General features: G+C 41.2%; 15 protein-coding genes. 9 read left to right on the plus strand and 6 right to left on the minus strand.

Annotation, left to right across the window (positions count from 1 at the left end; all coding sequences use genetic code 11):
* Positions 1–407: 407 nt before the first annotated feature.
* From IE056_RS09145 to IE056_RS09160, 4 genes are all read right to left on the minus strand, one after another.
* A complete protein-coding gene (locus IE056_RS09145) occupies positions 408–1,373 on the minus strand; it encodes a bile acid:sodium symporter family protein (protein ID WP_189604411.1) in 966 nt (321 codons plus the stop codon).
* Position 1,374: 1 nt separating this feature from the next.
* Positions 1,375–1,914: an acyl-CoA thioesterase gene (locus IE056_RS09150; protein WP_189604412.1), complete on the minus strand. Its 540-nt coding sequence runs from the start codon at positions 1,912–1,914 to the stop codon at positions 1,375–1,377.
* Positions 1,915–2,118: 204 nt separating this feature from the next.
* Complete coding sequence (locus IE056_RS09155) at positions 2,119–3,270, minus strand: serine hydrolase domain-containing protein (RefSeq protein WP_189604413.1); 1,152 nt, start codon at positions 3,268–3,270, stop codon at positions 2,119–2,121.
* 76 nt (positions 3,271–3,346) lie between these two features.
* The gene (locus IE056_RS09160; RefSeq protein WP_189604414.1) at positions 3,347–4,750 is read right to left on the minus strand and encodes a DNA recombination protein RmuC; all 1,404 of its coding nucleotides are present in this window, start codon (positions 4,748–4,750) and stop codon (positions 3,347–3,349) included.
* Between the two features lie 142 nt (positions 4,751–4,892).
* Here IE056_RS09160 and IE056_RS18615 point away from each other — a divergent pair, with 142 nt between their 5' ends.
* The 9 genes from IE056_RS18615 (at position 4,893) to IE056_RS09200 (ending at position 17,230) form a co-directional block, all read left to right on the plus strand.
* Positions 4,893–5,021 (plus strand): hypothetical protein, encoded by a 129-nt coding sequence (locus tag IE056_RS18615; protein ID WP_262891447.1) that lies wholly within the window; start codon positions 4,893–4,895, stop codon positions 5,019–5,021.
* A gap of 78 nt (positions 5,022–5,099) precedes the next feature.
* Positions 5,100–6,752 carry a DNA repair protein RecN gene (recN, locus tag IE056_RS09165; protein WP_189604415.1) on the plus strand — a complete coding sequence of 551 codons (1,653 nt, stop codon included), beginning with the start codon at positions 5,100–5,102 and terminating at the stop codon, positions 6,750–6,752.
* A 46-nt stretch (positions 6,753–6,798) separates the two neighbouring features.
* Entirely contained in the window at positions 6,799–7,626 is an 828-nt protein-coding gene (locus tag IE056_RS09170; protein ID WP_189604416.1) for an enoyl-ACP reductase FabI, read from the plus strand.
* A gap of 325 nt (positions 7,627–7,951) precedes the next feature.
* Complete coding sequence (locus IE056_RS09175; RefSeq protein WP_189604417.1) at positions 7,952–8,992, plus strand: glycosyltransferase family 2 protein; 1,041 nt, start codon at positions 7,952–7,954, stop codon at positions 8,990–8,992.
* On the plus strand, positions 8,952–9,911 hold the full coding sequence (locus IE056_RS09180; RefSeq protein ID WP_189604418.1) for a CdaR family protein: 960 nt from the start codon (positions 8,952–8,954) through the stop codon (positions 9,909–9,911). The genes IE056_RS09175 and IE056_RS09180 overlap by 41 nt, the downstream gene beginning before the upstream one ends.
* Positions 9,908–10,492 carry a dephospho-CoA kinase gene (coaE, locus tag IE056_RS09185; protein ID WP_189604419.1) on the plus strand — a complete coding sequence of 195 codons (585 nt, stop codon included), beginning with the start codon at positions 9,908–9,910 and terminating at the stop codon, positions 10,490–10,492. The genes IE056_RS09180 and coaE overlap by 4 nt, the downstream gene beginning before the upstream one ends.
* A 73-nt stretch (positions 10,493–10,565) precedes the next feature.
* Complete coding sequence (locus IE056_RS09190) at positions 10,566–12,137, plus strand: sensor histidine kinase (RefSeq protein ID WP_189604420.1); 1,572 nt, start codon at positions 10,566–10,568, stop codon at positions 12,135–12,137.
* 2 nt (positions 12,138–12,139) lie between these two features.
* Positions 12,140–12,862, plus strand: coding sequence for a response regulator transcription factor (locus IE056_RS09195; RefSeq protein ID WP_189604421.1), 723 nt, complete (start codon positions 12,140–12,142; stop codon positions 12,860–12,862).
* Between the two features lie 138 nt (positions 12,863–13,000).
* Positions 13,001–17,230 carry an HYR domain-containing protein gene (locus tag IE056_RS09200; protein WP_189604422.1) on the plus strand — a complete coding sequence of 1,410 codons (4,230 nt, stop codon included), beginning with the start codon at positions 13,001–13,003 and terminating at the stop codon, positions 17,228–17,230.
* Here the strand turns inward: IE056_RS09200 and miaA are convergent.
* On the minus strand, positions 17,227–18,135 hold the full coding sequence (gene miaA, locus IE056_RS09205; protein WP_189604423.1) for a tRNA (adenosine(37)-N6)-dimethylallyltransferase MiaA: 909 nt from the start codon (positions 18,133–18,135) through the stop codon (positions 17,227–17,229). The two genes, IE056_RS09200 and miaA, sit on opposite strands and share 4 nt — an antisense overlap.
* Positions 18,128–18,964: an ion transporter gene (locus IE056_RS09210; protein WP_189604424.1), complete on the minus strand. Its 837-nt coding sequence runs from the start codon at positions 18,962–18,964 to the stop codon at positions 18,128–18,130. Before IE056_RS09210 ends, miaA begins: the two co-directional genes overlap by 8 nt.
* Positions 18,965–18,971 lie beyond the last annotated feature (7 nt).

Consider the following 18,971-nt stretch of genomic DNA (forward strand, 5'->3'; position numbering starts at 1 on the left):
TAAAACCCCTATAAACGAGCTTTTTATGAATATAGATTATAGTAATGTCAAAGAACTTGATTATAACCAACTGTCACTCAGTCTCTTTTAACTGGACAGTACTGAAATCAGGATTATTATAATTCATACTGCCATAGTGTAAGGTGGTATCATAGCCTAATGATTCGGCAATAACGATGTGTCCGTATTCATGGCTTATAGTTCCTATTGCAGTGAATAATACAAATGTGAGTGACAGAAAAATGAGGGGCTTTATTCTAACTGAGAAATCCATTTAAAACTGGCTGAAGTCGTGAGTAATATCCTGCAACTGATTCTGTATTAAAGCTATATGAATTTTGTAAACTTAACAATATATTCAATATAGTAGCCAGTCCTTCAGATAAGCTTTTTCTTTAGACTTAACTTTAATTCCCCGATTCCTCCCTCAACTCCCTTTTCCTGTATTTTTCAGCAAATATGGCAATGACCAGTAACTGAGTCGTATGGTAGAGCATGATAGGGAGAAGGAGCAATCCTGTATTTGCTGCATTTCCAAAGATGATGTTTACCATGACTGATGCGTGTACCAAAGATTTTTTGGTTCCGCAGAATTTTGCGGTGATGGTATCTTCAATGCTGAAGCCGAATATTTTACAGATATAACCTATTCCGTAGTAAACAACGAAAAACAGAACGATCACAGCGGCGAATAATTTTATTAGGTTTAACGCACTCACCGATGCAAAAAAGTCGGACGCGAAGGAGGTGCTAAAGCTGGAATACACGATCAACAGGATGATGCTTTTGTCAAACAAGCTAAGTTGTTTGCTGTATCGTTTGGCCAGTTCGCCCAGGAAGCGCTGTAGAAATAAACCTATCACCAGGGGCAGTACAATTTGTATAAAGAGCTTTAAAATAACATCTCCAAAATGAAATTCCGATGAATTTCCCAAAAAGAAACTCAGCCACAAGGGAGTGGCTACAATACCAATTAATCCCGATAAACTGGCATTAAAAATGGCAGTTGGCAGGTTTCCTCGGGCCAGGGAAACCATAACGATCGAGGAGGAAACTGTAGATGGCAGAGCTCCCAGGAAAAACAAAGCAATCCAGAAATCTGATGCTGTTCCACCCTCAAAAAGCGGAATAAATAACAGGATCAATAACGGAAAAACAATAAATGTGGTAACCTGTATGAGGATGTGTGATTTGTAGTTCAGGAAACCCAACCGGAATTCTGCCGGAGATAATTTTAATCCGTAGAAAAAGAAAATGAAGCCTATCCCGATATCAGTGATGGTTTTTAGCGGGAGCAGGTCGTTTCCCTGCGGAAAGAAATAGGCAACCACAATGGCCAGCAGCAGCGAAGCTATAAATCCGTTGAACTTCAAATTACATCTCTATTTTCACGTTATCAAGCTCCTGAATATGCAGGTATTCTTCCGAAATAAAATCGGTGTCATTGAATTCTTTCCGGCGCTTTACCTTGTTTTCAAGACGTTTCAGGCTTTTGGCAAAACGTCTTAGCTCTTCCCTGGATTTTAACATGAGTCCGGGTACGGGAACAGATTTTCCTTCCTCGTTCTTTGCCACCATCGTAAAATAGGATGAATTACAATGTTTTTTCTCACCTGTCCTGATGTTCTCGGCCTCCACCCGAATCCCAATTACCATGGAGCTGGAACCAATCGAATTAACCGATGCTTTCATCGTAACCAGTTCCCCGATTTCGATAGGTTTCAAAAAATCCACCGTATCCACGCTTGCAGTAACGCAATAAGCGCCCGAATGTTTGGAGGCGCAGGCGAATGCAATCTGATCCAGAAGCGATAAAATATATCCTCCGTGGATCTTTCCGTTAAAGTTGGAATGGGAGGGAAGCATTAATTCTGAAATGGTTACCTGGGAATCTTCTACTTTTTTAAATGTCATTGTTCGTTGTGTTTTTTTATTGAGGACTTGCCCCCAAACCACCTGAAGGTGCTGTAATTGTTGGTTTTATTTTCATGCAAAAGGTCAGAGATTTTTGCAAAGGGAGCAAAGGAAGAAATTCCAATTAGAAAATTCTAAATTTCCAGGACAATATTGAAATTGAAATAACTTTTCTCTTTCCTCTTTTTCTTTTCCCTCTAACCTCTAACCTCTAACCTCAGAATATATTCTGTTAAGGAACTCCTCGATCTTTGAAGGTTCCAGCCAGCGCGTTACGATCACCAGGCCGTTTTCCTGGTCTACAATGATGAAATTACCACCAAATCCTGCAGCATAGAAAACGTGTTCCGGAACATTTTCCCAGTTTCTTGATCCCTGCCGATTCAGCCACCACATATATCCGTAATTTGGATTTACTTCTGAAGGAACCATCGCTTGCTTCACTAATTCCTCAGGAATTAGCTGATTTCCGTTCCAGTTTCCGTTGTTCAGGAAGAGAAGTCCGAAGCGTGCCATGTCTTCGGTATTAATAAACATTCCGCCGCCCGAATGTCCGCCGCCGCTTACCGACTGCATTTTGAGTCCGTCGATGGTCACCCATGAATTTTCATAGCCGTACCAGCGCCAGGTTGAGGAACCACCGATGGGATCCATAATTTCCTCTTGTAATACTTGCGGAAGAGGTTTTCTGAAAACATTCAGCAGCGAATACGCCAGCACGTTCACGCGGACATCGTTATATTTGTAATGAGTTCCTGGTTCATTCAGTTCCCGAGCCCTCCAGCTGTCAATCGTTCCCGAAGAAGGTGGACGGTCGGCCCAGTCGAACGAATTCCAAAGTTCTCCACTCCAGTCAGAAGTCTGGTGCAGTAAATGTTCCCAGGTAATTCTGCCGTTGTGCTCTCCCTCAAAAGTATCATCCCAAATGTATTTTGCCACCGGCTCATTGACTTCAAAAAGTCCTTCTTCCATGGCTAAAAGTGCTGTTGTGGAAAGAAAACTTTTGGTGACGCTAAAAGTCATATCCACCCTTTTCGTATCTCCCCAACTAGAGATGAGGTATCCGTTTTTAAGGATCATTCCGGCAGGTCCGCCGCGCCTCTTCGTTGGTCCTAAAATTTCGTGGAAAGGTTCATTTTGAAAACCTTTCAGGATAGCCTGTCGCAGGTCCCTGGATTCTGAATATTCGTTTTCCTCTGCAAACTGAATGGCTCCAGAAAAATCAAGATCATAGGTAGATGCCGCTCTTTCTTCCCAGGTTCCTTCTGAAGGAAAGTAAATTTCCTGTGCCGAAAGGTTCAGCATTAAAAAGAAAATCAGAATTACAGAAAAAAGGTTCTTATAAGTAGTGCTCATCTTTACTTTTGATTTAGTTGTTTATTAACCTACGGATGCACTTATATTCAAGTTGCTGCCGCGGTATGTAAAAATATTAATTCAAAGTCTTTTCCTCATTTTCTTCACTAGCTCTTCTCACCACAGATTCCGGAAGGGATTTTTTGGCTTTTGCACCCATTCTTTTCAGTTTTTCTACACGGGTGATGAGGTTTCCGGTACCGTCAAAAAGTTTGTTCATGGCAGATTTATAGCCGTCTTTGGCTTCATCTATTTTCTTTCCAACGGTGGTAAGATCGGTCATTAATCCGTGGAATTTATCGTACAGGGCGCCTGCCTGTCGGGCAATCTCCAAGGCATTCCGTTGTTGCTTTTCATTGGTCCACATACTGTCAATCGTCCGCAGGGTGGCCAGCAGCGTCGCCGGAGTCACAATAACGATATTTTTCTCAAAAGCCCAGTTGTAAAAGCTGTTGTCGTGGTTGATAGCCACGGCAAAAGCCGGTTCTATTGGCACGAAAAGCAGGACAAACGACGGACTTTCGATTTTGTACAGGTCGTGATAATTTTTGGAGCTGAGTTGCTCAATGTGGCGCTTCAGGGAATTGATATGATCTCTTAAGTGCTTTGCCCGCAGATCCTCGTCCTCCTCATTCACAAAACGCTCGTAAGCACTTAAAGAAACTTTGGAATCAATGATCATTTTCTTGTTGTCGGGCAGGTGGATCACCACATCGGGAAGCACTCTTTTTCCATCTTCGGTGGTAAATCCTGTTTGAACAAAATATTCCCGGTCCTTCTCGAGTCCCGATTTCTCCAGAACCCGTTCCAGCACCAGTTCGCCCCAGTTTCCCTGCATTTTGCTGTCGCCTTTCAGGGCTTTGGTGAGGTTTACAGCCTCCTTGCTCATTTGCTCATTCAGCTCTTTAAGTCCGCGAATTTGCTCCTGAAGCTGGGAATTCCTGCCTATACTGTCTTTATGAGTGTCTTCCACGCGTTTCTCGAAACTCAGGATCTTCTCCTGCAACGGCGTCAGGATATTCTGAAGGTTTTCTTTATTCTGAAGGGTGAATTTTTCTGATTTCTGGTCCAGGATCTTGTTTGCCAGATTCTCAAATTCTTTAGTGAATTTCTCCTGAAGCTTTTCCACTTCAGCTTTCTGCTCCTGATTTCTTTGGTAAAGATTCTCGAATTCGGAATTTCTGCGGGTGAGTTCGTTGTTCAGAAAGTCTTTTTCTTTCCTGATCTCTTCCCGCTCGCCGCAAACATCATCCAGCTGTTTCTCTACAGATTTTTTTGCTTCCTGCGATTGCAGCCTAAGTTCTTCCAGCTGCTGCTGCACCTGATGCTTATAATTTTCAAACTGAATATTAAGCTGACTGTTTCTTTCCTCTAACGCACTCTGGGCACTTTTACTTTTCAAATTGGCAATAAAAATCCCAATAAAGGCACCGACTGCAAAGACAATTAAAAAGCCGGCAATTAATATAAGTTCATTCATTCATAACAGTTTTTTCAAAGATAATTATTTTTGGGAAGGAGGTTTGTTGAAAAGGTAGAAGTACGAGGGACGAAATGAGAGGTGTGAGAATAAATTCTTTTTGGAATATCAATTTAATTGGTGTTGGGCTAAAGCCCCATATATGTACGATATTGACCCTCTGGCTAAAGCCGGAGGCAATGAACGCTACCGTGATGACTTTTTCAATTTGGTTTTCAGCCCAAATCACAAAGGAGCAAAACTTCCCTCTTTGGGTGCCAGGAGGCTTTAACCTTTTAAACAACAAACAGAAAACGATCTTTGATTCAGAAAAAAATCTCACGTATCTTTATCCAAAATTTTAAATCCATTGCTTACAACGCTTTCTATAAAGAATTACGCTCTCATTGAGGATATAAAAATCGATCTTCAGGAGGGGTTTACTATTATAACCGGGGAAACCGGTGCCGGGAAATCTATTATGCTGGGTGCTCTTTCCCTTTTATTGGGGAAAAGGGCAGATTACAGCGCGATTCGTGATAATGAGAAGAAATGTGTGATAGAAGGAACTTTTAATGTGTCTGCCTACCAGTTACAGCCACTTTTTACTTCCGAAGATCTGGATTACGAAGAGCAAACCATCATTAGAAGGGAGATTTTACCTTCCGGAAAATCCCGGGCTTTTGTCAATGACACGCCGGCAAACCTGAATTCACTTCAAGCACTGGGGGAGCATCTTCTTGATATTCACAGTCAGCATGAAACCCAGAGTCTTGGGGATAATGACTATCAATTTATGGTGGTAGACGTGCTTGCGAAAAATGCTGCACATTTAAAGAAATACCGGAAATCTTTACTGGAATACAAAGCTTTTCAAAAGGAGCTGGAGGTTTTAAAAGAGGCCCAGGCGCAGGCTACCAAAGAATATGATTACAATCTGTTTCTTCTGAATGAGATACGCTCAGCAAAACTGGAAGACGGAATGCAGGAGGAGCTGGAAGAACGTTATGAGGAGCTCAGCAATGTGGAAGAACTGAAGGAGCAGTTGGGCGCAGCAGTGAATTCGATTCAACAGGAAGAAATTGGGACGGTAAATACGTTGAAAGAAGCCAAAAACAGTCTTCAGAAAATATCTCTGATTTCGGCGTCTTACCAGCAGTTGTTTGAGCGGCTGCAAAGCGTGTTCATTGAACTGGATGACATTGCGGTAGAACTGGAAAATGCATTAGAAAAAGTAGAAGCAAATCCCGAGGAGCTGGAGCAGGTAAATGCAAGACTTCAGTTGTTATACAACCTTCAGAAGAAGCACATGGTCTCTACAGTTTCAGAATTAAAGGAGATCGAAAAAGAGCTTTCTGAAAAAGTAGCAGTTTCAGAAAATGCAGAAGAAGAGATCGCAAAAGCCGAAAAAAATATTTCAGCTAAGAAAAAGGAGCTGGAAGAACTGGCGAAGGTGCTACACGACAATCGAAAAGCTGTTATTCCGGAGTTTATTAAAAAGATCGAAACTATCCTGGCAGATCTTGGCATGCCTAATGCCAACCTTAAGATTCAGCTGGAACGGCAGCAGGAAGTCTATACCAATGGGCAGGACAAACTTTCCTGGCTGCTGGCGGCCAACAAAGGCGGCAGTTTTAATGAGATGAAAAAAGCAGCTTCGGGCGGGGAAATGTCCCGGATCATGCTGGCTGTAAAAAGCATCCTGGCCACGTACAGCAATTTACCGACTATTATTTTTGATGAGATCGACACCGGGGTTTCGGGGGATATCGCACAGAAAATGGCGGGAATTCTTCAGAAAATGGGTAATGTGATGCAGGTGATCGCCATTACACATTTACCGCAAATTGCCGGGAAAGGAGCTAGTCATTTCAAGATCTATAAAGAGGATGCGGTGAACAGCACCATCACTAACATTAAAGAGCTCAAAGGAGAGGATAGGATACAGGAGCTAGCTATGATGCTGGGCGGTAACAACATGAGCGAATCGGCGGTTGCGCACGCAAAAGCTTTACTAAATTAAAATGTTTGCTATCTTTACACGCTTATAATAAATCAAATAATCAACCATGTCATATAATCTACTAAAAGGAAAAAAAGGAATTATTTTCGGGGCTTTAGATGAAAACTCCATCGCCTGGAAAACAGCCGAACGTGTTCACGAAGAGGGTGGACAATTTGTTTTAACCAATGCTCCTATCGCTATGAGAATGGGAAATATCAAAGAACTTGCTGAAAAGACAGGTGCCGAGATTATTCCTGCAGATGCCACCAAAGTAGAGGATCTGGACAACCTTGTAGAAAAGGCTATGGAAATTTTAGGTGGAAAACTTGATTTTGTGCTTCACTCCATCGGGATGTCTGTAAACGTTCGTAAAGGGAATCATTATACCGATATGAACTACGATTTCACCGCTAAAGGATGGGACGTTTCTGCGGTTTCTTTCCATAAAACCATGCAAAGCCTTTATAAAAAGGATGCCATGAACGAGTGGGGAAGCATTATGGCGCTTTCTTATATTGCCGCTCAAAAAGTTTTTCCAGATTATAATGATATGGCAGATAACAAAGCTTATCTGGAATCTATCGCCCGCAGTTTCGGATATTTCTTCGGGAAAGAAAAGAATGTTCGTGTGAACACCATTTCCCAGTCTCCAACGCCAACCACTGCCGGAACCGGAGTGAAAGGTTTCGACGGATTCATCGCTTATGCAGATAAGATGTCTCCGCTTGGGAATGCTACGGGAATGGACTGTGCCAATTATATTATTACACTTTTCTCTGATCTTACCAAAAGAGTTACCCTTCAAAACCTGTACAACGACGGCGGATTCTCTAACATGGGAGTAAGTCAGCAGGTGATGGAAGCCTTTATTGACGGGCAGAAAGAAGAGTAGTTTCTTTAAAAATTGCTTCGGAAGGAATTCTTCTGAAAAAAGTAAGGCTGTTTAGAAAAAATGTCGAAGCTGCCTGAAAAGCTCTTAATCGTCCTTCTGAATTTATTCCGGAACTAACTAGAACCTGAAACAAGTTCAGGTGGACATGAAAAGTGCTTTTCAGACAGTTTCATTGCACTTGAAAAATTTCAATTTGTGCTATCCTGAAACAAGTTCAGGTTGACGTGTGAAGTTCTTTCTAAACAGCCTCATTTCATGCTCTTTCTTTGTTACAAACTGTAGCTTCTCTCCACCTTCCAACGAAATTTCTTTCTACATTTACTACATGGAAATCTCTTTTTCTTTTATAATTCCTGTGCTCAACAGGCCGGATGAGATCAGGGAATTGCTGCTGAGTATGGAGCAACTGGATTTTAAAAAGCCGTTCGAAGTAGTGATCATTGAAGATGGCTCTTCCATTAATTCCAGGGATGTGGCGAATTGTTTTTCAGGGAATCTCAATGTTAGCTACTATGAAAAAGATAATTCTGGTCCCGGGGATTCCCGGAACTACGGAATGCAGATGGCTAAGGGAAACTACTTCCTGATACTTGATTCCGACGTGATCCTGCCACCCGATTACCTTAAAATTGTTGAAACGGAATTAAACCGAAGCTTCACTCATTGTTTTGGTGGCCCTGATGCTGCACACGAGAGTTTTTCATCGGTACAGAAAGCCATCAATTATGCCATGACTTCTTTTTTTACCACAGGAGGCATCAGGGGAAATAAGAAAACGGTGGATAAATTTCAGCCGCGGAGTTTCAATATGGGACTTTCGGCCGAAGCTTTCAAAACCAGCGGCGGTTTTGGCAACATCCATCCCGGTGAAGACCCCGATCTCGCCCTTAGGTTACAAAAAGCCGGATATGATACAAGATTATTTCCGGAGGCTGAGGTGTTCCACAAACGAAGAATCGATTGGGTAAAATTTTACCGGCAGGTCTATAAATTTGGACTTGTACGTCCTATACTTAACAGCTGGCATCCGGAATCCAACAAAATTACTTACTGGTTCCCAACGCTTTTTTCAGCAGGATTGGTAGTGGCAGTGATCCTCAGTTTTTTGGGGTATATGCCGTTCCTGTGCCTTTACGTAGCTTACTTTATTGTAATTTTTATAGATGCTTCGGTACAGAATAAAAGTGTAGGAATCGGGTTTAAAGCAGTTTGGGCCACTCTTATCCAGTTTTTGGGGTATGGGTTTGGTTTCTGCCGTTCTACCTGCTATATTAGGCTATTGAATAAAAACCCCCGCGAAGGATTTCCGAAGTTATTTTTTAAAAATGCTAGATACTCTAACAGCCCTCACCAGGACACGATTTAAGAAGACGAATTTTAATGCCTTCCTGTTTTTTCTCTTTTTTGCAGTCATTGTCTGGATATTTGTTCAATTTTCTAAAGAGTATAACCAGATCATTGAGATCCCCGTGGAATATGTCAATGTACCACCTAATAAAGTGATTGCAGAAGATAATCCCGAAGAACTCCAGTTAAGAATGATCGAAAATGGTTTCAGGATTGCCTGGTTTTCCATGTTTGCGCCCACACTTTCCATTGATGTGGCAGGACTCACAGAAGAGGAGGAGCGGCTGGTATATGTGATCGATGAACACAGAACTGAAATTCAGCAACAACTCAATATTAATTTTGAAGATAGTCGGTTTTTGCGGGATGTGCTATATATTGATTACCGCCAGCGAAAAGAGAAGACAATTCCCGTTTTCTCCAGGATCAATGTAGATTTTGGAGCAGGATATGCTGCAACCAATGATTTTCAATTAGAGCCCGATTCTATTACGGTGAGCGGGCCCGATAATATCCTTGATACACTTAATCAATTGCAAACCATTCCGCTAAACATAGACAATGTTAAATATGACCTTTCGGGTACGGTAGGGATTGATACTTCCCGGTTGAAAAAGGTACATGTATATCAAAACCGGGTTACTTACTTCCTGGATGTAGAAAAATTTACAGAAGGAAGTGTGGAGGTGCCCGTGGAGATGATCAATGTACCTGCCGGATTGAATGTGGTGATCTTTCCCAAGGAGATTCTGGTGTTTTACCAGGTGAACCTTAAAGATTTCAGCAAGGTGGAGGCATCAGATTTTAAGGTGGTCGGAGATTTCAGCCGGGTGAGTGGAAATCAGGATTTCGTCATTCCGCGCATCGTGGAACAGCCCGATTTTGTGAAGAACCTGCGCCTCAATGAAAAGAAAATCCAGTTTATTATAAAAAAATGAAAGTAGTAGGACTTACCGGCGGAATAGGAAGCGGAAAGACCACCGTTGCAAATTTTTTTGCAGAGCTGGGGGTACCGGTCTACATTGCCGATGTGGAGGCAAAGAAACTTCAGAATGAATCTGAAATTATTAAGGAACAAATCACTGCTCTTTTTGGCCCTGAAGCTTATAAAAACGGAATTTTAGACCGAAAGTTTGTCTCCGGAAAAGTATTCAATGATCCCGAAAAACTAGAAGCGCTTAATAATATAGTACATCCACAGGTTGCTCTTCATTTCGACCGCTGGAAAGAACATCAGCATTCTGAGTATGTACTCTATGAAGCTGCTATTCTTTTTGAAAAGGGCGGCTACAGGAAATGCGATTATACCATTCTCGTGGTTGCAGACCATGAAGCAAAAATTGACCGGCTCAAAAAAAGAGATAAGTCAGAAATTTCTGAAATAAAAGCCCGGATGGATACTCAGTGGCCCGATGAAAAAAAGCTAAACCTTGCCGATTTTGTTATTGAAAATAGAGATCTCGCAGATACCCGTCGGGAAGTTGTGAGAATTCATCAAATTCTTCTTAAGACCTCGTAAAATCTACCTTTCTTTTGTTAACTTTTGGTTAAAGGGTTTAAGATGTAAATGTTAAAATCATACTTTTGACGATATGAACAAAAGGTTGTTTTTTCTTCTGGTGGTTCTCATGAGCCTCTCTCTTATAGGAATTATATTTGTTCAGGGATACTGGATTAAAAACACTGTTGAAACAAAGGAGGAGCAGTTTTCTTTTAATGCAAAACAGATATTACGAAAGGTTTCAAGTGAGCTTCAGCAAAAGGAATTAGAAAGTTATTATTTCGCGCTTCAGGATATGATTGACAGCCTGGGTGTAACCACAGATACAACTTCTGTTAGCGAGATCTTTAGGGTTGAACAGGATGAATATTCAGGGGAAATATTTATCTTTTCTAATGGAATTATTGAAGAAAATCACAAGCTTTCAACAGCTTTTCTCGATGCTACCAACGATACCGTAAAGTTTAAAGAATTGATAAACAGCAAGGCTGCAGAGTTCGTGAAGAATGATAGTGTTAGTGAAAGCTCCAGTGTCTCTCAAAATCGGTTGCAGAATATGTTCCAGATGAATGAGATGGAGAAGGAGTTAATCCGGGAAACCGTGATGAACTACACCGGAAAAATGCCAATCCATCAACGAATTTCTGAACCTTTCCTGGAGGAGCTGCTTACAACCGAACTTAAAAGAAGAGAATTAAATACCTCTTTTGAATACGGAATTTATGATGACGGACTGGCTACGAAAGTAAGATCAGAAGATTTTGATCTTGATTCGCCTGCCACCTATCGGGTTTCCATTTTCTCTGATGACCAGGGCACGAACAATTATCAATTATTCGTGAATTTCACCGGAAAGAAACAGGTAGTACTGTCTTCCATTACATTAATGGCGGCACTTTCTATTATTTTTACGCTCATTATAGTGATCGCATATTCCAGCGCATTGTCGCAGTTAATACGCCAAAGACAGATATCTGAAATTAAAACAGATTTTATAAATAACATGACCCACGAGTTCAAAACACCCATAGCTACTATTAATTTAGCTCTGGATGCTATCAAGAACCCTAAGGTTTCGGGTAATCCCGAAAAAGTTGCACATTATCATAAGATGATACGCGACGAGAACAGGAGAATGCACGCACAGGTAGAAAATGTGCTTCGTATTTCACGGCTGGAGAAGAATGAACTAGACCTTAACAAGGAACGACTCGACCTTCATGATCTTATCATGGAAGCAATCACACACATTGAATTGATTGTTGAAGACAACGGCGGATATGTAAAAACGCATCTAGGGGCGCTTAAAGCTTCTGTACTGGCAAACCAGACCCATTTTACCAATGTGATTGTAAACATTCTTGATAATGCAGTAAAATATTCTCCCGGGGAGCCGAAGATCGATATTTATACCGAAAACGTACGGAATAATATTGTGATGAAAGTGCGGGACCAGGGTAGCGGAATGAGCAAAGTAGTTCAGAAAAAAGTTTTTGAAAAATTTTACCGGGAACATACCGGCGATATACATAACGTAAAAGGGCACGGCCTCGGTCTTGCTTACGTAAAAAGAATTGTTGACGATCACCACGGGCAAATTAGCGTGGTGAGCGAAAAAGGAAAAGGAAGTACATTTATAATTAAATTACCACTAATATCTTAAATATGGAAACTGAAAATAAAAAGATTTTACTTGTAGAAGACGATCCAAACTTTGGAACTGTGCTTAAAGATTACCTGGCGATGAACGACTATGAAGTGACGCACGCCAAAAACGGAATGGAAGGTTTTGAAAAATTCAAAAAAGATGATTTTGATCTTTGTATTCTGGATGTGATGATGCCGTATAAAGATGGGTTCACCCTGGCGAAGGAGATCCGGGAAAAGAATGAAGAAATCCCTATTATTTTCCTTACGGCCAAAGCCATGAAAGAAGATGTGCTTAAAGGTTATAAGGTTGGGGCAGATGATTACCTGAACAAACCTTTTGACAGTGAGGTGCTGTTGATGAAGATTAAAGCCATCATGCAACGCAAAGCGACCGATAGTGTTGCAGATAGCAAACAATTTGAATTCCAGATTGGTGGTTTCCACCTGAATTCTAAATTAAGGTTCTTAACCTTTAGAGATGAGGAACCATCCAAACTTTCTCCAAAAGAGAACGAATTACTGCGCCTTTTGGCTCTTCATGAAAATGACCTGATGCCAAGAGAGCTTGCGCTTACTAAGATATGGAGAGATGACAACTATTTCACCTCCCGTAGTATGGACGTGTATATCGCCAAACTTCGTAAGTACCTTAAAAAGGATGAAAATGTGGAGATCCTCAACATTCACGGGGAAGGTTTCCGACTTGTGATTAGAAATAAAGAAGAAGCGGAAAGCTAGAACCTAAGTTTTTCAGTTTCTACAAAATATTACCACAATAAATCTGTTATTGTGGTAATGTTTTGTATTACTATGTTAACACTTCATTTTAAGAGTCTTCCATTACTATCTCTATCTTTGTAAGATAACCTACGTTTAATGAGAGGACCCCACGCCCTACCAGGATCTTTCTTATGTGCCCGTTCATGTCGGCACTCTAGTCGTGTGGGCAAAAATGCCTTTTCGGCGGTTTTATTTCTTGTTCTTTTCTTCTTTTTCTCTATTCAGAAGGTTGCCGGGCAGAATCGGGAGGATGAGATTCCCGAGTATGAATGGATTGATGATCAAGCTTTACCAAATGTTAGTTTACTCTCAGGATTAAATACTGATGTTATTACAATAGCTGTTGCCACAGATCCTGATAATTTTGTTTATACACTTACATTTGGAGAGGGAGTAACAAAAAGGAACCCTGATGGAACTGTGGTTGAAGCAGGATTTATCACTGGATTAAGTAGTCCACTAGACATGGCAATTGACGATGAAGGTTATTTTTACATCGCCGACTATCTCGCAAGCGGGAATACTTCTGCTGATAATGGAAAGATTAAAATTTTTGATCCACAAGGGAATCCTGTTTCTGAAAGGACAATTTTAACTGGGTTTTATCGTCCTATTGGTTTAGATGTTGATCAAGAGAATGTTTATGTCGCAGAATATAATGATGGAAGTCAAGGTCCTGAAAGAGATCAATTAAGTAGACTAAGCATTTATAATAAATTTAGTGGCAATCGCAATGCCCATACCGACAAAGTGGATGGACCTTTCCGGATTGCAGTTAATTCCCAAAAGAAAATATATGTAAGTCAAGCAGGGGATGGACAGAATATTTCACCTGCCCTAAAAGTTTTTAGTCAAAATTTACAATTAATTGATGAATTAGAAGATATAGAATCCCCTGGCAGTATCGTAATAGATGCCTTTGATTATATTCATGTAATTGAATATTCGGGCAGAGTAAATTTCGGGGAATTTATAAATTTCGAATCATTAGGAATTAGTGAAATTCAAGATTTAGCAGAAGATATTGATAATGGCATTGAGGCAGGGTCAAAAACTTTTAAATTAAAAGTTTTTGACCCTCAAGGTAATTATAAATATTCTTATGAGGAAAGAATCGAATTTCCTGTTGATATAGCACTGAATTATTGTAATAAAATGTATATCAACGATGCAGATGTAATTGGTGAAAGATACCCATTTGTTGGTTATTTACCTGAAAGGATAACCTTCAACCTCGAAATCTATGAAAGAACGCCTTCCGCAGATGTTACCCCTCCAGTAGCAATTTGTGTAGGAGATTATGAGATTACCTTAAAAGCTAGTGAAGGAGCGGTAGCAATAACAGCAGAGGATATTGATGATGGTTCGTATGATCTATGTGGGGAGGAGATAGAACTTGATATAGATATTACAGAATTCACTGCGGAAGATGAAGGAGATAATAACGTGACCTTAACAGTCACAGACGAATTTGGGTATAAAAGCACCTGTGAAGTTACAATTACTATTATTGTTGAAGAAGAGGAGGAAACCGATACAGAAGATCCTCAAATCTTTTGTCCATCTAATATTAACCAAAATGTAAATCCGGAAAGCTGTAACACGATTGTGACTTATGCACTTCCGACTGTTTCAGACAATTCCGGTGAAGAAATAACACCTGTACTTACTGAAGGTTTTGCTTCTGGAGAAGTTTTTCCGATAGGGGAAACGACAGTAACATATAGAGCAACGGACGGGGCAGGAAATTTTGATGAATGCAGTTTTACGGTAACCGTTGATGACAATGAAGATCCTGAAATAATTTGTCCATCCAATATTACGACCACCACAGATCCTGGAGAGAATTATGCCACTGTAACTTTTCCAAATGCGACCGCTACAGATAATTGTTCAGCCAGTGTTGCTCAAACCGGTGGATCTACTTCAGGAAGTCAGTTTCCTGTTGGTACACATACCATCACGTTTACAGCCACAGACCCATCTGGTAACAGCTTTGATTGTAGTTTTGAAATTACTGTAACAGAGGAAGAAACTGCTTCTTTTGAAGATTGTCCTTCGAACATCAGGATGAACAATGACGCCGGAGTTTGTGGTTCAGAAGTTGTTTTTGCCACACCGACAGCTTCAGATGGAAGCGGAAATCTGCAGGTTACTCAAACTCAAGGTCCGGAATCAGGTGAAGTGTTTCCCGTAGGAGCCACCACAGTAACTTTTGAAGCTGTTGGTTCCAATGGTGAAACGATTGAATGTAGTTTTACGGTAACCGTTGATGACAATGAAGATCCTGAAATAATTTGTCCATCAAATATTACGACCACCACAGATCCTGGAGAGAATTATGCCACGGTAACTTTTCCGGATGCGACCGCTACGGATAATTGTTCAGCCAGTGTTGCCCAAACCGGTGGATCTACTTCAGGAAGTCAGTTTCCTGTTGGTACACATACCATCACGTTTACAGCCACAGACCCATCTGGTAACAGCTTTGATTGTAGTTTTGAAATTACTGTAACAGAGGAAGAAACTGCTTCTTTTGAAGATTGTCCTTCGAACTTCAGGATGAACAATGACGCCGGAGTTTGTGGTGCAGAAGTTATTTTTGCCACTCCAACAGCTTCAGATGAAAGCGGAAATCTGCAGGTTTCTCAAACCGAAGGTCCGGAATCAGGTGAAGTATTTCCTTTAGGGTCCACAACAGTAACTTTTGAAGCTGCCGGTTCCAATGGTGAAACGATTGAATGTAGTTTTACGGTAACGGTTGATGACCAGGAATCGCCTCAGGCTAAATGTCTGGCTCCTTTTTCGGTTGAACTTGATGAAAACGGGAATGCCTCTATTACTATAGCTGAAGTAGACAATAACTCCACAGATAATTGCGAAATCGAAAGTATGTCTTTAAGCAAAACCCAATTTACAACTGCAGATATTGGAGAACAGGATGTCACCCTTACAGTTAGAGATGCTTTTGGAAATTCAGATGATTGTACAACTACAATCACGGTAAGACCCTATGTTGGTCCTGGTGAAAACACTCCGCCCCAGGCACGACAGGATTCCTATTTCACCCAGGTAAATGTTCCGCTTAACGTACCGGAGGAGGAGGGGTTGCTGTTAAATGACAGTGATATTGACGATGATGAACTGGAAGTCCGACTAATTTCTGATGTTTCCTATGGTACCCTTACATTAGCATCAGATGGATCATTTACCTATACTCCCAACGAGGATTATGTAGGACAGGATACTTTTCTCTATAAAGTTTTTGACGGACAGGATGTTTCCAATAATGCATTGGTAACCATAAACGTATTGGCCGATATTAATTGTCCGGCCCCCGAAACCTTTGCTTTAGATGAAAATGGAGAGGTAAACCTATCTCTATCCTGGCGGGAAGAATATGACGTGACGTTTAATGTAGAGAAAGAATATTTTACTTGTGCAGATATAGGCACGCATACCTTAAGAGTAGATTATTCCGGGGATTTTAACGGTACCTGTTTTGTAGAGGTAACTATTGTTGATGATTTACCCCCGCAGGTAAATTGTGTTTCCGGTTTCGATCTTGAGCTGGATGAGGATGGCAATGCCACTCTTACTGCCGAAGATCTCGGTATAGTCGCCACCGATAATTGTAGGGTAGATGAAATTTCCCTAAGCAGGACGAATTTCGGACCTGCCGACATAGGGGAGCAGGAAGTGACGGTCACTGTAAGCGATAGTTCGGGTAATGAAGCGACCTGTCTCACTACAATAAATGTCACTTCAAATGATTTCCCGGCGCCCGGCTTATCTTGTGTCGGTTCTGTTACATTGCCACTTAATAATGATGGCGAAGCTTATTTACAGCCCGAAGATATCCTTACCTCTAATGGGGAGGTTCCGGAAAATCTGGAATTAAGCCGGTCCTTTTTTACCTGTGAAGACATTGGGGTGACAGAGATAACTCTTACAGCAAACAATACAGGCGGGTACAATGAAAGCTGTACTATTCTTGTAACCATTACAGATCCTGAAGAATACTGTGCCTCTATTCCGGTAGATCCCAATCCTTCTGAAGACGGGGAGTATGTGATCATTTATCCAAACCCCGGAAAAGGCATTGTTAACGTGAAAACATCTGAAGGTATAAACCTTCTAAGGGCTGAGGTTTTTGATATGCGTGGCAGGTTCATTTTTGATAAGGATTTTTTTGCTCCTTTGAACAATTCACAAATTGATACCGCACTGGATCTTCGAAGCTACGAATCGGGCGTGTACACCATCATTTATTATTCAGATGAAGAAGAGCAGTATATAAGAAGGGCAATTATCAATCCCGATTAAGCAGAAATTTTTTCCTGCAGGAATGCAATGATTTCTGAAGAAGGGGTAGTATGGTCAAACCAGTGGATTTCGGGATCTTTTCTAAACCAGGTAAGCTGGCGTTTGGCAAAGCGGCGGGTATTTTTCTGGATTTCGAATATGGCTTCTTCCAGGCTCCATTTTCCTTCCAAAAATTGAAAAAGTTCTTTATAGCCCACGGTATTTAGTGCATTCAGGTGTTTTTTGGGAAGTAGCTTTTCTGCCTCTTCCAGTAAACCTTCTTGCATCATAAGGTCCACTCTTCGGTTGATCCTGTCATAGATAACTTCCCTTTGGGCCGTTAGTCCAATAGAAATGGTTTTGAAGCCACGTGGTTCTTTTTTCCGGTTTTTGAAGGCGGAGTAAGGTTTTCCTGTACCAATGCAAATTTCCAGCGCCCTGATGAGCCTGTGCGGATTCTCCTTATCTACTTCTGAAAAATACTCCGGATCCAGCTTTTTCAGCTTCTCCTGAAGCGGATTTATTCCCGAGGTCTCCAGGTCTGTGTTCAGCTGTTTTCTTATTTCGCGATCAACTTCCGGAAAATCATCCAAACCTTCAGTAACCGCTTTTACGTAAAGTCCGCTGCCGCCCACCATCACTACAGGATCATGGACTTGAAATAAATGCTTCAGTTTATGTAAAGCCTCTCTTTCAAAATCCCCCACAGAATAATTTTCCTCTATAGACCTGTGCTGAATGAAATGATGGGGTGCCGCAGCCAGTTCAGCTTCCGAAGGAACAGCAGTTCCAATTGACATTTCTTTAAAAAACTGCCTGGAATCGGCAGAAATTATTTCTGTATTAAAATGCTGTGCAATGGCAACAGCCAGTGAGGTTTTACCAATTGCAGTAGGCCCAACAACGCTTATCAGGTACTTACTCATTCAGTTTATTTCCGCAGTTATGGCAAAATTCGGCCTTATCCAGATGTTTTGTTTCGTTGCAGTAACGGCACACCTGGGTATTGGTGGGAATAGGTTTACTGCCGCCCATGCTTCTTGAATATTCTGCACTTACAATTCCGGTAGGTACTGCAATGATGCCATAACCCGTGATCATGATGATAGAAGCAATGAACTGTCCCAGCGGGGTTACTGGATGAATGTCCCCAAAACCCACTGTTGTAAGGGTTACAATACACCAATAGATCCCAATGGGAATGCTTGTATATCCATTTTCGGGCCCTTCCACAAGATACATTACAGTGCCCATAATAATACAAAGTACAAAAACCGCAAAAAGAAACACCAGGATCTTGGCCTTGCTGTCCCGTAAAGCTCTTAGAAGTTTGTTGGATTCCCCAATATAGCGGGTGATCTTCAGGATCCTGAAAACCCTCAGCAATCGCAAAGAACGTACAGCAAATAACAGGTTATGGCCACCTCCCAAAAAGGCTAGGTAAGTAGGAATCGTGGAAAGTAGATCTACTATCCCGTAGAAACTAAAAATGTACCTGAAAGGCTTATTTATGGCAATGATCCTTAAAAAATATTCTATGCTGAAGATGATCGTGATGATCCATTCTGCCGTATAAAACTGCCAGTAGTATCTTTCATTCACATGCGGAATGCTTTCCAGCATCACGAGGATGATACTCAGGACGATCACAAATAGCAGAGCAACATCAAAGAATTTACCTGCAGGAGTATCTGCTTCGTAAATGATCTCGTGCAGTTTATTTCTCCAGCCAGATGTTGATCCTGTTGTCTTCAAACTTAAG

Source organism: Salinimicrobium marinum (assembly GCF_014651535.1).
In the GTDB taxonomy this organism is placed as follows: Bacteria; Bacteroidota; Bacteroidia; order Flavobacteriales; family Flavobacteriaceae; genus Salinimicrobium; species Salinimicrobium marinum.